The following is a 13559-nucleotide window of genomic DNA, read 5'->3' as shown; positions in this document are numbered from 1 at the left end:
GGTCGGTGTCCTTTTTGATTGAAACCATGGGATGTGACGACTTATTTTGGAATGTAGTACTTGACAACCAACTGAGGGCGATTGGAAAGCGTACTGTCATTGCCGCTGAAGAACGTGATGTAATCATCGCTCAAGTCGTCGTTATCGTCCAACTGGAAGGCGAGGCGTAGTTGGGTCATGCCCGTCGGGTTGATAAACGGATTTGCGGCGCTGTTCAATGTGGATATATACCAACCACTGATCGGGTTATTCGAGATCAAGCCTGCCGCACTCAGGCTGGCGGGGTTTTGGAAATCTGATCCTTGCAGGGCTTTGATGCCAAATGGTCCCAGGTTGCCGAACACGCCTTTGCGAATGTCAATGGATATGCCCAGATGAGTGGTGAATGGGTCTGTCCCAACAACGCCTTGACCTCGAATCAACAAGGTTACTTCGGTCACCACGGCGTTGTCCGGCAGATAATAAGTGGGGAAATGTAGGATCGCTCGATATTGGCGGTCCAGCGAATCGTCGCCAAGCCTGAAGATGGTATCGTTGGCGTTCTTTGCGCCGCCTTGATTGCTGTCTTCGCTGGTTTCGAGTATCCAGCCGTCGTTCGTGCCATTCGAGCTGAATATCTGGGAGAGGATCACCGTGGGAGTCTTGTTGATGGAATATTCCTCGCCAACTGTGAAGTTTCCGTTTCCCGCGCCGAGTCCGCCCAAGGGGAGGCTGGACGCGTCCACAATGGAGTCGTTGTCCGCGAGGTCGAGGCGGATCGTTCCGCTGCCTGTGCCTGTTCCAATCGTCACTGTGTATAGATTGCCGAATCCGTTCGCTTCTTTTACGGATGTGCCGGTAATATTTCCCGTTGTGAAGAGGGTAAAGTCGCTGATGTCTACTCCACTGACAACCTCGGAGAAGGTGACAGTGAAGCGAATATTCTCGGCAGTGGATGGGTTTGCGTCGGCGCGTATGATCGAGGTCACAGTGGGAGCCGCGCGATTGAGATTGTATTCTTCGCCCGTTGTGAAATTCCCGTTGCCCGCTCCGCTTCCGCCCAATGGGACGTTGGAACTATCCATGATGCTGTCGTTGTCGAGCAGGTCGAGGCGGAGGGTTCCATCACCGGAGCCGGTGTTTACGGTGGCGATGTACGATGTTCCCGTCCCGGTGATGTCCGCGAGAGTTGCGCCGGCGATATTGCCTGTGGTCGCCACAGCGAAATCGCTTATATCCACGCCAAAGACCGGTTCAGAGAAATTGATCGTGAAGCGGACTTGACTCGCCGAAGTGGGATTCGCATCTGCGCGAACGATTCCGGTAACAGCAGGGATGCTATTGCCAATGATATACGCCTCTCCTGTGTTGAAGTTACCGTTGCCCGCGCCTGCGCCTCCTAATGGATTATCTCTCCAGTCGCGGATGCTGTCATCGTCATTCAAGTCCAGGCGCAGGGCGCCTTCACCGGAACCGGTATTTACCGTGACGGTGTACGTTGATGTCGTTTGGAATTCATCTACCCTCGGTGAAATCTCTATAATGCTGGCGCCCGAAAGGCTACCCGTAGTGGACAGGGCAAAAACGTTTAGATTGACGGGCCAGACTCCTTCTGAGAAGGTCACCGTGAAGCGCGCGGTTCCGACCGGGGCTGGGTTGGGATCGGCGCGCGTAATGGAGGCGACAACGGGATTGTTCTTGTCGATCCAAAACAGATGACCGGTGGTGAAATCCCCGTTGCCTATACCGGCGCCCCCCAGTGGGTTGAGGGCGGTATCTTGGATGCTATCATTGTCAACAAGTTTCAAGCGTAGTTTGCCCTCGCCTGTACCGGTATCAACGGTGACAAAGTATTCACTGCCGAATCCGCTTACCCCTGTGATGGAAGCGCCGGTGATGCCGTCGAGCGCCTCCAGGGAAAAATCATCCGCGCTAACGCCAGAGACTTGCTCTGAGAAGATCACGATAAACGAAACGCTGGACGGAGTTGGATAGGGGCACTGAGAGTTAATCTGCCCGCACTGAGGAGTAACCGAAACCACCGTTGGGTTGCGGTCTGGACCATAGGCGACCTCGCTGGAAAAGATATCCGAGACTCCATTGGTATCCCCGCTGACCAGATTCGAGGCGCTGGACCAGAAGGCAACGATGCCTCCATTCGCCGAAAGCGATGGACTGAAGGATGAGTCGTTGCCGTACTTCACTCGAACGGATTCGCCTCTCTGAAGATCGCGCGTCCAAATATTCGCGATCCCATTATTGTCGCCTTTGTCGACGAAGGCGAAAGCCACGTATCGCCCATTGTAGGAAATAACTGGCTGGTCTAACAAACCCACGGTCATCACACTACCATCTGAGAATACTGAGACAAGGATGGTTTGTCCCATCTGGCGATCGTGTACGTAGACAAGATCCTTGCCGTTCGCCACCTCATCGGTTTCCGGCGCGAGATTCTCTGACTCGGATAAGAATACAACGAATCGGCCGTCCCCTGAAATCGCCGGACTGCCTCCGCCTTTGTCTGCCTGTTCGCCGCTCGAATTGACCGAGACCCGCGTTGTCGTGTTGGCTGACCGGTCGCGCACGAAAACATCCGCGCTGTTGTTCGTATCCCCGCTGACCAGATTATCGCCGCTGGAAGTGAACGTCACGAATTGCCCGTTGGCTGAAATGGATGGGTGGTACGAGGAAGAGTTTGATTGAGTCCCATCGCTGGCAATGGAGACGCGCTCGGTCGCGCCGGTCTGGTTGTCATGCACAAACACGTCGGTCGCTTCATTTGTGTCGTTGGCGACCAGATTGGTTGCATCGGAATTGAAAGCGACGAAACGCCCGTCACTGGAAATCGCCAAAGGGAAATCGGAAAGATCGTTCGCCTGTTCGCCGCTCGAACTGACCGAGATGCGGATCGTTGTCCCCAATTGCCGATCGCGCAGGAAAACATCCGTGGTGTTGTTCGTGTCGTTGGCGACGAGGTTGCTCGCATCGGAGACGAACGCCACGTAACGCCCATCGCCTGAGATCGCCGCGCCGCCGGAGCCTTCGTTTGCCTGCGCGCCGCTCGAATCGACGGAGACGCGCGTCACCTCGCCGGTCTGCCGGTCTTTGACGAAGATATCCGTAGCGGCATTCGTATCGTTAGGGACGAGGTTGTTCGCGTCCGACTCGAAGGCAATGAAGCGCCCGTCGCTTGAAATGGACGGCCGCTTGGACGCCTCGTTCGCCTGTGCGCCGACCGCGTCCACCGAGACTCTGGTCGTATCCCCCGGCGCCGCCCGAACAGATCTGGGCGCGGCGAATATTGTGCTGGAAAGTAAAACCGCTATCGTCAGAAGCGCAACTGCTTTGGAGACACTTTTCAAGGTTCCGTAATACATTTTCTCTCTTTTCTGGCGCGGCTCCTCTTGCGCTCGCTCGGTACCTCGAACGCAAACCGCATTCTCAGTATAGGCAGTTTGGCAAACGGAATCCGTAATTAAATCAATGCAGATTTCCACCGTGGACGAGCCACATTGAGAGGCAGGTTGAAATAGACAACTAATCTCCGAGTAATTTACTCGGAGATTAGTTCAGCCGTTTGATTACCTCAGGACTTACGCAGTTGGCGGGCAGTTGTACTGCCGCCGCCGCAGTGCAACTACGGCGCAACAGGTTCAACTGCGTCAGTCCTATACCTTACACTTTCAAACTCGGGACGCAGACTCGCGCAGAAAAAGCGGATTTCCTTACTTTTGAATCAGCGAAATCGGCGTTTTCACCTGCCCTTGCGGGCGGTGCAAGGGTCTGCGTCCAAAGGGCATTCTGTAAGCTACTCAGTTCAGCCGTACAGTTCCTTTCTGAAAAATTCGGGCAGGGCGAACGCCGCTTTGTGAATTTCAGGGTTGAGGTAATTATTTTTTCCAGACGGGTAGGGGGTTTTCAACCCGTTTTCCCAGGGCGTATCGGAAATGTACATGAATCCGATCCCGCCGCCGGGGTAGGTGGGGATGTTGGCGTAGTAGTACGCGGGATGTTTGACTTTCTCTTGCGCCGATTGATAGATCTGCTTGATCAACTCGGTATCGAAAAACGGTTGCTCGCATTGAGTCGCCGCCGCGCCGCCGGGGACGAGCGCGCGGACGACGAGTTTTTGGAATTCATCCGAGAAGAGTCGTTCCGCCATGCCGATGGGGTCGGTGGTGTCGGAGATGATCACATCGAATTGACCGGGATTCTCCTCGAGGTACGCAAAGGCGTCCCGCACGATCAGCCGCGCGCGCGAGTCAGCCCAAGGGTCCCCGAAAGAAGCGGCGAAGTGTTCGCGCGACAAGTCCACCACGCGCTGATCCAATTCGCAGACGACCGCCTCTTCCACCGAGTCGTATCGCAAGACCTGTTGCAACGACCCGCCGTCGCCGCCGCCGACGATGAGCGCGCGTTTCGGCTTGCCCACCGCGAGCATCGGAACGTGGACGATCATTTCGTGATAGCCCATGTTGTCGCGTTCGGTGAGTTGGATGATGCCGTCGAGGATCATGGCATTGCCGAAAAATTCAGTTTCGACCACTTGCAGATGTTGGTATTGCGTTTGCTCGTCGGCAAGGATGCGTTTGACGCGAATCCCTTTGCGGTAATAGGGATGGAGTTCTTCAGTAAACCAGATGCTCATGTCGCCTCTTTTTTGCGGCAGTTATACTACGATGCGCAAGAACGTCAATCTTTTTGAGGAGCAAATTGTCTCAGCCCTGTCTTCCCAATTCATCCTTCACCCCTCATAATTCAGCCTTCTCATGATCTACCTCCTCATCGAATTCCTCGACGAACTCGTCTTCGGCGTTGGCGAAGTGGCGTTGCCCCTCATCCGCGACGAACTGCGCCTCACCTACACACAAATTGGATTGCTCCTCAGCGCGCCGGGCATCCTCGCCGCGTTCATCGAACCGTTCATCGGCATCCTCGGCGACGTGTGGCGACGCCGCGCGCTCATCCTCGCTGGCGGATTGCTGTTCACCGTTTCCCTCTTTCTAACCTCCGCAAGTTATTCCTTCATCCTTCTGATTTCATCCTTCATCCTTTTTAACCCCTCCTCCGGCGCGTTTGTAAATCTTTCGCAAGCGAACCTGATGGACTCCGACTCGAATCGCCACGAACAAAACATGGCGCGCTGGACGTTCGCCGGGTCGCTCGGAGTTTTGACCGGTCCGATCCTCCTCGGACTTTTTGTGTACCTCGGCCTTGGATGGCGCGGGACGTACGCCCTGCTCGCTTCTTTCTCGACGTTCTGCCTGCTCGCCGCGTGGCGGCTTTTACCGCCCGATAAAGATTCCTCTCCCTCGTTCCCCTCGTTCAACGTTGTCTTCGACGGATTCCGCGCCGCGTTTGCCGCATTGAAACGGAAGGAAGTCTGGCGTTGGCTCATCCTGCTCGAATTCGCCGACTTGATGCTCGACGTGCTGTTCAGTTTCCTCGCCTTGTATTTCGTGGATGTGGGCCGTGTCACCCAAACCCAAGCAGGGATCGCCGTCACGGTTTGGCTTGCGATGGGACTCATCACCGACTTTCTGTTCATCCCATTTGTTGATCGCCAAAAAGACACGATTCAATTTCTGCGCCGCACCGCCCTCGTTGAGTTGTTCGCTTTTGCAGGGTTCTTGCTCGTCCCCGGCTTCATCCCCAAATTGATTTTCGTCATCCTCGTCAACCTATTCAACACGGGCTGGTACTCCATCTTGCAGGGACGACTCTATTCCAGCCTGCCGGGTCAATCCGCCAGCATCATGGCAATCGGCGCGGTGACAGATCCGCTGGTGAAACTTCTTCCGCTCTTGCTCGGCTTCCTCGCCGACCAGTTCGGTCTCGGCGTTGCGATGTGGCTGTTGATTCTGGGACCCGTTGCTTTGCTTGTCGGGCTTCCGCGAGATTCCTCGGGACATTCTGCGTAAGGCGAGTTCTCTAATTGCAGGTGATTTGGTGTAACTCGATTAGATTGTCTTTGAATATTGATTTTCCACATGCGGGAAGAAAAATAGTTTCAAAATACTCCAGGGCATTTCTGTGGAGACGCCTTGGATCATGCAGGCTGATGAACCAATAGGCATCGGGCTTCCCTAGAAGAAGATGCGTCACACCGCTCGATTTTAGTTCGTGAGCCAGTGTTTGTGGGTTGGGGGAATCCGTGCTTAGAAGAATCGCCCTGGTCTGTTCATCGTCGGGAAGGCACCGGGAATCGCAGTAATATCCCTGCCCTGACCAGAGAAACAGGACGCGATCTGTCTTGCCTATGTTTTCGAGGATGAACTCTGTTGCCTTGTAGTCATATACATTTTCTTCAAGAAATTCGGCGGTTGTGATCTTTCCGAATAGGTATCGAAGCGTGCCCGTGCTGGAAATTTCGCCGATTTGGTAAGCGATTGTGATCAGCATAAAGCCCGCAATGAAGAGGATGGATGTAATGCGTTTGACGGAACTGGGAAAAGCGGACATGACCCAAGCCGCCAGTAAGGCGAGACAGCCTGAAAGGGGGAGCAGGAATCGAATCACATCCATGCTGAGACTCCAAACGATAAATCCGGTTAGTGAATAAATAACAAGAATCGCATGATTCTTCCACCCTTCCTTAATGAAGAAGATGCCGAAGCCCAGCCAAAGCAACGGATGGATTATTTCAAGGGATAACGTTGCAAATCGAGGCTGTGCCAGATAAAGATTGATCGGGATCATTATGAAATCCATAATGCCTTGACCGGTTCCAAAACTACCCATGTAATCGTTGAAAAGTTCTTGCTGAAGCGCGCCCCACCCGGGTCCGCCAAAAACGAGAGGGTAAAACGGATTGCCTGCCCATGCCAAATTTTTGATGTACCACGGCGACGCAATCATTGCCGCTATGAGACCGAATATTGCCAGATTCTTCAACGGAGACCATTTTGTATCGTCTTTAAATTTCACGGAAAATCCCAAAACGAGAAGTCCCGCGATGCCAATAAAAGGAATGGATAAATATTTTGTTCCCGCCGCCAACCCTGCCATACTACCGGCGAGGATGAGAAATTTATTCCTTTGTGTCCGATCGCTTATCGAAGCCCAAATTGAGAGGGTCAATATGTACAAGAAGTCATAACATGCCCATGAAAAATCGTTACCCGGGGAGGTTGCGTAGGTTGGAAAAGCCGGGTTTCCTGCCAAGATACAAACCGCGAGGATTCCGATGGACGGGTTGAAGAATCGCCTTCCATAAGCATACACGCTAAGAAAAAACAGGATGGTATACGTTAGACCGATCCATTGAGAGAAGATGTCGACCTGAAAAGCGATGCCGACGAGAAATAGCATTTCGGTCAGGGCGGGATAGGAGAGGCGATAGAATTCAGAGTCGAAATAATAGCCTCCATGTTCCAAAATGAGGCGCGGGATCTGAAGATGGTACATGAGAGCGTCGTAATCCCGAACCGGCGTCAATATCATGGGTATTAACGCAAACATGGCTACGCAAAAGATTAGCAGAAATATTCTTTCCAACCCTTTTTGGCTTGTGTAAAATTTCCAAAGAGGAAGCCGTCCCTGTTTGGCAAGCGTTGCGAATATATCTTTCCACTGGAACGAAGCGACAAAACCGCACATTGCCAGCCAAATGTAAACTGCAAGGACGGTCAATTGCCCGACTAAACCCAGGATCAATACGCCAATAGAGATTACCCCAAGACCAAGAGCCAGCGCAATTAGGGCTTGCTCCAGAATAGTAGAGTCGATAAGTTTGACGGTCAGTTTTTTTCCTGTCCCCCATGCCGTGATGATGGTGAAAAAATATAGTATGATCGTGAATGAGATTTGCGTCCAAGTTTGGGCATCATCCTGGATGAGACGAGGCGAAATCACCCTCAACCCAATAACGATAATCCATATAAACCAAACGACTTGGTAAAACACTTCAAACCTCCTGCAAGACCCGTCAATGGAATCATTATACTTCAATGGATTCGGCTGGTTGTTTTGCAATTAGGTTTGCCGCAAATAAAATTTGGACCTGCGATGCTGATACGAGAAGTTCGCGCAGACGAATATGGACTCCTTTCGGAGCTTGCCGTCTCTGCCAAACGTCACTGGGGCTACCCCGAACGGTGGATGGAGATTTGGACTCCGCAATTAACCTTTGCCTATGATTATTTTGAAGAACATGAAGGCTGGGCGGCTATTGACGACGAGAAGCCCATTGCGTTTTACACATTAGAAGACAACAACGGAATCGCGTGGCTCGAAAATCTCTGGGTCTTGCCCGAATACATCGGGAGGAGTGTAGGCAAGGAATTGTTTCATCATGCAACGGCTCTCGCGCGAGGACGCGGTTACAAGTCTCTGCAACTCGAAGCGGATCCGAACGCGTTGGGATTTTATGAGAGAATGGGAATGAAGAAGATCGGCGAACGACATTCCGATGTGGATGGCACGCCGCGTATCCTTCCGATCATGGAAATTGCATTGTGAAAAATCTCGGTCCGAAAAGTAGTGAATGGCTGGCATCGGTTGGCGTGCATAACCTCGATGATGTCGCGCGGCTGGGTGTCGTTGAGACGTACAAGCGCGTCAAAGCCGCGTATCCTGAAAAGGTGACGCTCAACATGTTGTGGGGACTTCAAGCCGCGTTGTTGGGTATCCCTTGGAATGAATTGCCTGACGATATAAAAGAAGACTTACGAAGACAGGTTGAAGAGTAAAATTACCATTCTGATTGCTTTGATTTACCATTTGCTGGAAGAGTACGATATGAAAATTGTGTACTCGGACAACTAGGAGAGATTATGCCGAGAATGAACTACCCCGATATAAATATTTCAAAGATTGGCAAAGTCAAGCGTCGCCGTTCTCGCAAAAAGTTAACATTGAGAGAAATCGAATTAACGCGCGAAGTTTTTGGCATGTGGTCAGATCGTAAAGATATTACTGACAATTGGCTTGATAAGGGGCGTGCGAAATGGAAAAGTGATTTTTCCGCAGATCAATCATCCTAACTGGAATACCTACATGACCACCTATTGCGATTACGTCAATTCACATCCTGAAGACTTATTCAACAAGATTTACCACGACACCCAATACGGATTCCCGCTCGATGACGACAACCTGCTCTTTGAGCGATTGATCCTTGAGATCAATCAGGCGGGGCTTTCGTGGATTCTGATTCTGAAGCGGGCGGAGAACTTCCGCAAAGCCTATCGTGGATTTGACATTGCAAAGGTGGCGAAGTTTGGCGAGAAAGACCGCGCCCGCCTCCTCGCCGACGCGGGGATCATCCGCAACCGCCTGAAAGTGGACGCGGCGATCGAGAACGCCAAGCGGATTCGCAAACTGCAAAAAGAATTCGGCTCGTTCAAAGGCTGGCTCGACGCGCATCATCCGTGTTCAAAGGACGAGTGGACGAAACTGTTCAAGAAGACATTTGTGTTCACCGGCGGCGAGATCGTGAACGAGTTCCTCATGTCAACGGGGTATTTGCAAGGCGCGCATCAAAAAAATTGTCCGACGTTTAAGAAGGTGGCAAGTCTCCGCCCCGCGTGGATGCGTGGTAAATCGTAGATAAATCGTGCTGTCTGCCTTGTCGCAGTGCAACTGCGACAAGATCTAATGTGTGACAAGATCTAATGCCCGACAAGATCTAATGCGCGACAAGAACCTGTTTTGTATCGATGCGCCTCAGATAGTCTATAATTCCAACTATGTCTCAAATCATTCAAACGGCTGAGCCGTTTTTCTTTCTTGGCGACTCGACCAAACCCGCCTGCCTGCTCGTTCACGGATTCACCGGGGCTCCCAAAGAGATGCGATTGCTGGGGGAATTTTTGAATCAGCATGGCTATACCTGCCTCGGTGTTCGGCTCACCGGTCATGCCACCACGCCGGAAGATATGGTTCGCTCGCGTTACACGGATTGGATGGCTTCCGTCGAAGATGGTTATCATCTGTTGCGCGGCGTTTCGCAAAACATCATTTTGATCGGGCTTTCGATGGGCGGCGTGCTTTCGCTGTTGATGTCTATAAAGTTGAAGGTGATGGGAGTTGTGGCAATGTCTACGCCGTTTACGTTGCCGCGTGATTATCCGATCTGGATGCTGAAACTCGTCAGCGTTTTCAAAAAATATAACCCCAAGGGAAAAGGCAAACCCGGTAGCGGATGGTTCGACAAGGACGCATATCGTGAGCAGGTTTCGTATCCGCAAAACCCCATCCGCTCGACGGCGGAGTTGAAAAAATTGATTCTGGAAATGCGCGCCGCTCTGCCGAATGTCCACGCGCCTGTGTTGCTCATGCACTCGAAGGACGATGCGTATGTGTTGCCCGAAAACATGGAAAGGATCTACGCCGAGTTGGTCAACGCAGAAGGGCGGACAAAACTGTCCATTGGCGGATCAGGCCACGTCGTCACGAAAGACGCGGCTCGTCAGCAGGTATTTGAGTCGGCGCTGGAATTTATCCAGCGTATCGGAGGAAAGGTTTGAATCGTAATCTTGTATTTATCGCACTCGCTCTGCTCACATGGGGATTCGGCGAAGGGTTGTTTTTTAATTTCCAGCCCATCTATCTCAAAGAGTTGGGGAGCAGTGAAGCGGAGATCGGACTCATCCTCGGCGCGTTCGGCGCGGCGATGGCGATCACGCATATTCCCGCAGGCAGACTCGCGGATCGCATCGGTCGCCGACCTCTGCTTGTCATCGCATGGCTGACGGGATTGTTCTCGACGATTGTCATGGCATTCGCGCGCGACCTGCCGATGTTTCTCGTCGGCATGATGTGTTATGCCTTGACGGCGTTCGTCTCTTCGCCGCTCAGTAGTTATGTCACCGCCGCGCGCGGGGAGTGGTCGGTTAGCGCCGCGCTTTCGATGACGACTGCCACGTTCAGCATGGGCATGGCGCTGGGTCCTATCACCGGCGGTTGGATCGGCGAGCGTTTCGGCTTACATTCGGTATATTCTGTCGCGGCGGGAATCTTTGTGATTTCATCGCTTCTGATTCTTTTGATTCAAAACCAGCCGATTGATCAGCACGACCCTGAAGCGCCTCCGCTTAATCTATCGGACAACACGCGCCTGAAATATTTTTTTGGGGTAATTGGGTTCGCCGTTTTTGCCATGTACATCGCCCAGCCGCTCACGCCGAATTTTTTAGAAGACGCGCGCGGACTCTCGCTGTCAAACATCGGATTTGTGTTTGGGTTGGGCGCGTTGGGCAATTCGCTCATGGCGATCATGCTGAGCCGCGTCGAGCCGCATCGCGGATACGTCATCGCGCAGGTGATGGTCGCCGCGTTCGCGTTCATCCTTTGGCGCGGAACGGGGACGCCGATTCTCGCTCTCGGATATTTTTTGCTCGGCGGTTTTCGCGCGTCGCGTCCGTTGGCGGCGGCGCAGGCGCGTTCGCTTGTTCATCCATCGCAAATGGGATTAACTTACGGCGTGATCGAAACAATCAACTCGATCATCTATATTCTTGTCCCGCCTCTTGTAGGGTTGATCTATGAGAGCAATCCATTTTCGATCTATCCGCTCGCGCTTGTGTTGATCGGCGTTTCCATTATCATCAGTATGATCGTCCCTCGGAGATTGGTCTATGCTTGAGATCGTTTCGTTCACTCTTGGTCCCGCGCAAACCAATGCCTATCTCGTCGCGGATTCGCAAACGAAAGAAGCCGCGGTCATTGATCCCGCCTGGGATGGGCAAATCATTTTGGATGCCGCGCAACAACGCGGCTGGCGCATCGGTCACCTGTGGTACACGCACGCGCACTTCGATCATATCGGCGGCGCGGCGGTGATTGCCGATGCGTTGAACCCTCTGCCGCTCGTGGCGTTGCATCCGAACGACCATGTGTTGTGGCGAGCAGGCGGTGGCGGCGCGTATTTTGGATTCGACATTGACCCGGGTCCTGAACCGACGATTGATTTTGTACACGGGATGAAATTGCGGCTCGGCTCGGTGGATTTTGAAATCCGCTTCACGCCGGGACATACAACTGGTCACTGCGCCTTATACGTTCCCGCCTCCAATCCTCGCGCTGAGCGGAGTGACCCGACAGGGGAGCGCAGTCGAAGCGTCTGCTTCTGCGGCGACCTCATCTTCTCTGGCTCCGTCGGCCGCACCGACCTCCCCGGCGGCGATTGGGAAACTCTTGTGAAAAGTATCCGCGAGCAGATATTTACGACGCCCGATGATACGCGTTTGCTTTCTGGTCACGGTCCCGAAACGACGGTGGGGGAGGAGAAGAGGAGTAATCCGTTTGTGGGGTTTTAAGTACCGCAAGATTCTTGCTCTGAGCCTGTCGAAGAGTATCTTGCGATTCACGGATTCTTTGCAACCTGAGATAAACGCGATCATGCCGCAGTTCAACTGCGGCATGAATTTAATTTCGCAAAGTGAACTTTGCGGTACGCGCCGCTAGTTTTTGCGATCTAAATACTTCAATCCCGACCCTGTGTTGAACAAAACAATTTTTTCGTCTTTCTGAACCCAGCCGTGGGCGATCAAATCTTTGAGGGCGGCTAGTGTTGCCGCGCCTTCGGGGGCGGCGAAGATTCCTTCGGCGCGAGCCAGCTGTCCCTGCGCTTCGAGAAGCGCTTCGTCGCTCACCGCGACGGCGGTCCCGGCGCTGTCGTAAATGTCTTGCATGATGAGATGATCGGCGAAACTCTTCGGCACGCGCAAGCCCGAAGCGACTGTCTGCGCATTCGTCCAGAAGTCGCAGAACTCCGCTTTGGCTTGGAAGGCTTTGACCACCGGCGCGCATCCCTCGGCTTGCACCGAGACCATGCGCGGACGTTTTGTATTTTCGAGCCAGCCCAGTTCCTCGAGTTCGGCGAAGGCTTTCCACATGCCCACGAGACCCGTGCCGCCGCCGGTGGGATAAACGATCACGTCGGGCAACGTCCAATCGAAGGCTTCGGCGAGTTCGTAGCCCATCACTTTTTTCCCCTCCACGCGATATGGCTCTTTGAACGTGGAGACGTCGAACCAACCTTCTTCGCGCGCTTTGATGCCCGCCATGCCCGCCGCGTCGCTGATGAGGCCGTCCACGAGGATGACTTCCGCGCCGGTCATGCGGCTCTCTTCGATGTTGGCGATCGGCGTGTCTTTGGGCATGAAGATGTGCGCCCTTAAGCCTGCGCGCGCCGCGTATGCCGCCATCGCGCCGCCCGCATTGCCCGCGGTGGGAATGATTACTTTTTCGACGCCGAGTTCTTTGGCTTTGGAGACCGCCGCGGCTAACCCGCGCGCTTTGAACGAACCGGTCGGGTTACTGCTTTCATCTTTCACAAAAAGATTCGTCAGCCCCAATTCTTGTTGGAGACGAGGCAGGGCTAATAAAGGAGTATCGCCTTCGCCAAGAAAGATCTGATTTTCGCGGTGGAGCACCGGGAGGAATTCCTCCCAGCGCCACATGCCTCGTGTGCGGCGAGTGATCTCATCGCGGTCTACGTGGCCGCGCGCTTTTTCCAAATCGTACACAGAGAGAAGCGGCGACTGGCATGTAGGGCAAAACGTATGAAGATCTTCATGCGAATACTTCTCGCCGCATCCCGAACAGAGTAGATGAGATAAATGAGAGGCGGTCAT

General features: G+C 53.3%; 12 protein-coding genes. 8 read left to right on the top strand and 4 right to left on the bottom strand.

Annotated elements, in window-relative coordinates:
- Positions 1 to 41: 41 nt before the first annotated feature.
- A complete protein-coding gene (locus IPM31_00300; GenBank protein MBK9005413.1) occupies positions 42 to 3356 on the bottom strand; it encodes a PD40 domain-containing protein in 3315 nt (1104 codons plus the stop codon).
- A gap of 440 nt (positions 3357 to 3796) precedes the next feature.
- Positions 3797 to 4627 carry a polyamine aminopropyltransferase gene (gene speE, locus IPM31_00295; GenBank protein ID MBK9005412.1) on the bottom strand — a complete coding sequence of 277 codons (831 nt, stop codon included), beginning with the start codon at positions 4625 to 4627 and terminating at the stop codon, positions 3797 to 3799.
- 121 nt (positions 4628 to 4748) lie between these two features.
- On the opposite strand from speE, the gene IPM31_00290 reads away from it, so the two are divergent.
- Complete coding sequence (locus IPM31_00290) at positions 4749 to 5900, top strand: MFS transporter (protein ID MBK9005411.1); 1152 nt, start codon at positions 4749 to 4751, stop codon at positions 5898 to 5900.
- Between the two features lie 10 nt (positions 5901 to 5910).
- On the opposite strand, the gene IPM31_00285 is transcribed toward IPM31_00290, so the two are convergent.
- Positions 5911 to 7884 carry a hypothetical protein gene (locus IPM31_00285; protein ID MBK9005410.1) on the bottom strand — a complete coding sequence of 658 codons (1974 nt, stop codon included), beginning with the start codon at positions 7882 to 7884 and terminating at the stop codon, positions 5911 to 5913.
- A gap of 102 nt (positions 7885 to 7986) precedes the next feature.
- Here IPM31_00285 and IPM31_00280 point away from each other — a divergent pair, with 102 nt between their 5' ends.
- From IPM31_00280 to IPM31_00250, 7 genes are all read left to right on the top strand, one after another.
- Complete coding sequence (locus IPM31_00280) at positions 7987 to 8439, top strand: GNAT family N-acetyltransferase (protein MBK9005409.1); 453 nt, start codon at positions 7987 to 7989, stop codon at positions 8437 to 8439.
- Positions 8436 to 8669, top strand: a complete 234-nt coding sequence (locus IPM31_00275) for a TfoX/Sxy family protein (protein ID MBK9005408.1) — start codon at positions 8436 to 8438, stop codon at positions 8667 to 8669. Before IPM31_00280 ends, IPM31_00275 begins: the two co-directional genes overlap by 4 nt.
- 93 nt (positions 8670 to 8762) lie before the next feature.
- Entirely contained in the window at positions 8763 to 8963 is a 201-nt protein-coding gene (locus IPM31_00270) for a hypothetical protein (GenBank protein MBK9005407.1), read from the top strand.
- Between the two features lie 13 nt (positions 8964 to 8976).
- The gene (locus IPM31_00265; protein MBK9005406.1) at positions 8977 to 9528 is read left to right on the top strand and encodes a DNA-3-methyladenine glycosylase I; all 552 of its coding nucleotides are present in this window, start codon (positions 8977 to 8979) and stop codon (positions 9526 to 9528) included.
- A 140-nt stretch (positions 9529 to 9668) separates the two neighbouring features.
- On the top strand, positions 9669 to 10448 hold the full coding sequence (locus IPM31_00260; GenBank protein MBK9005405.1) for an alpha/beta fold hydrolase: 780 nt from the start codon (positions 9669 to 9671) through the stop codon (positions 10446 to 10448).
- A complete protein-coding gene (locus tag IPM31_00255) occupies positions 10445 to 11566 on the top strand; it encodes an MFS transporter (GenBank protein MBK9005404.1) in 1122 nt (373 codons plus the stop codon). The genes IPM31_00260 and IPM31_00255 overlap by 4 nt, the downstream gene beginning before the upstream one ends.
- The gene (locus IPM31_00250) at positions 11559 to 12239 is read left to right on the top strand and encodes an MBL fold metallo-hydrolase (GenBank protein MBK9005403.1); all 681 of its coding nucleotides are present in this window, start codon (positions 11559 to 11561) and stop codon (positions 12237 to 12239) included. The genes IPM31_00255 and IPM31_00250 overlap by 8 nt, the downstream gene beginning before the upstream one ends.
- 144 nt (positions 12240 to 12383) lie before the next feature.
- Here the strand turns inward: IPM31_00250 and IPM31_00245 are convergent, their stop codons facing one another.
- Positions 12384 to 13559 carry a threonine synthase gene (locus tag IPM31_00245; protein MBK9005402.1) on the bottom strand — a complete coding sequence of 392 codons (1176 nt, stop codon included), beginning with the start codon at positions 13557 to 13559 and terminating at the stop codon, positions 12384 to 12386.

Source organism: Candidatus Defluviilinea gracilis, assembly GCA_016716235.1.
Lineage (GTDB): Bacteria > Chloroflexota > Anaerolineae > Anaerolineales > Villigracilaceae > Defluviilinea > Defluviilinea gracilis.
The sequence above is the reverse complement of the archived record's forward strand: the minus strand, read 5'-3'. Positions and strand labels throughout refer to the sequence as shown.

Coding starts and splice junctions, on each gene's coding strand:
- IPM31_00300 (MBK9005413.1), bottom strand. CDS start 3,356: ATGTATTACGGAACCTTGAAAAGTGTCTCCAAAGCAGTTGCGCTTCTG.
- speE (MBK9005412.1), bottom strand. CDS start 4,627: ATGAGCATCTGGTTTACTGAAGAACTCCATCCCTATTACCGCAAAGGG.
- IPM31_00290 (MBK9005411.1), top strand. CDS start 4,749: ATGATCTACCTCCTCATCGAATTCCTCGACGAACTCGTCTTCGGCGTT.
- IPM31_00280 (MBK9005409.1), top strand. CDS start 7,987: ATGCTGATACGAGAAGTTCGCGCAGACGAATATGGACTCCTTTCGGAG.
- IPM31_00270 (MBK9005407.1), top strand. CDS start 8,763: ATGAACTACCCCGATATAAATATTTCAAAGATTGGCAAAGTCAAGCGT.
- IPM31_00265 (MBK9005406.1), top strand. CDS start 8,977: ATGACCACCTATTGCGATTACGTCAATTCACATCCTGAAGACTTATTC.
- IPM31_00260 (MBK9005405.1), top strand. CDS start 9,669: ATGTCTCAAATCATTCAAACGGCTGAGCCGTTTTTCTTTCTTGGCGAC.
- IPM31_00250 (MBK9005403.1), top strand. CDS start 11,559: ATGCTTGAGATCGTTTCGTTCACTCTTGGTCCCGCGCAAACCAATGCC.
- IPM31_00245 (MBK9005402.1), bottom strand. CDS start 13,559: ATGACCGCCTCTCATTTATCTCATCTACTCTGTTCGGGATGCGGCGAG.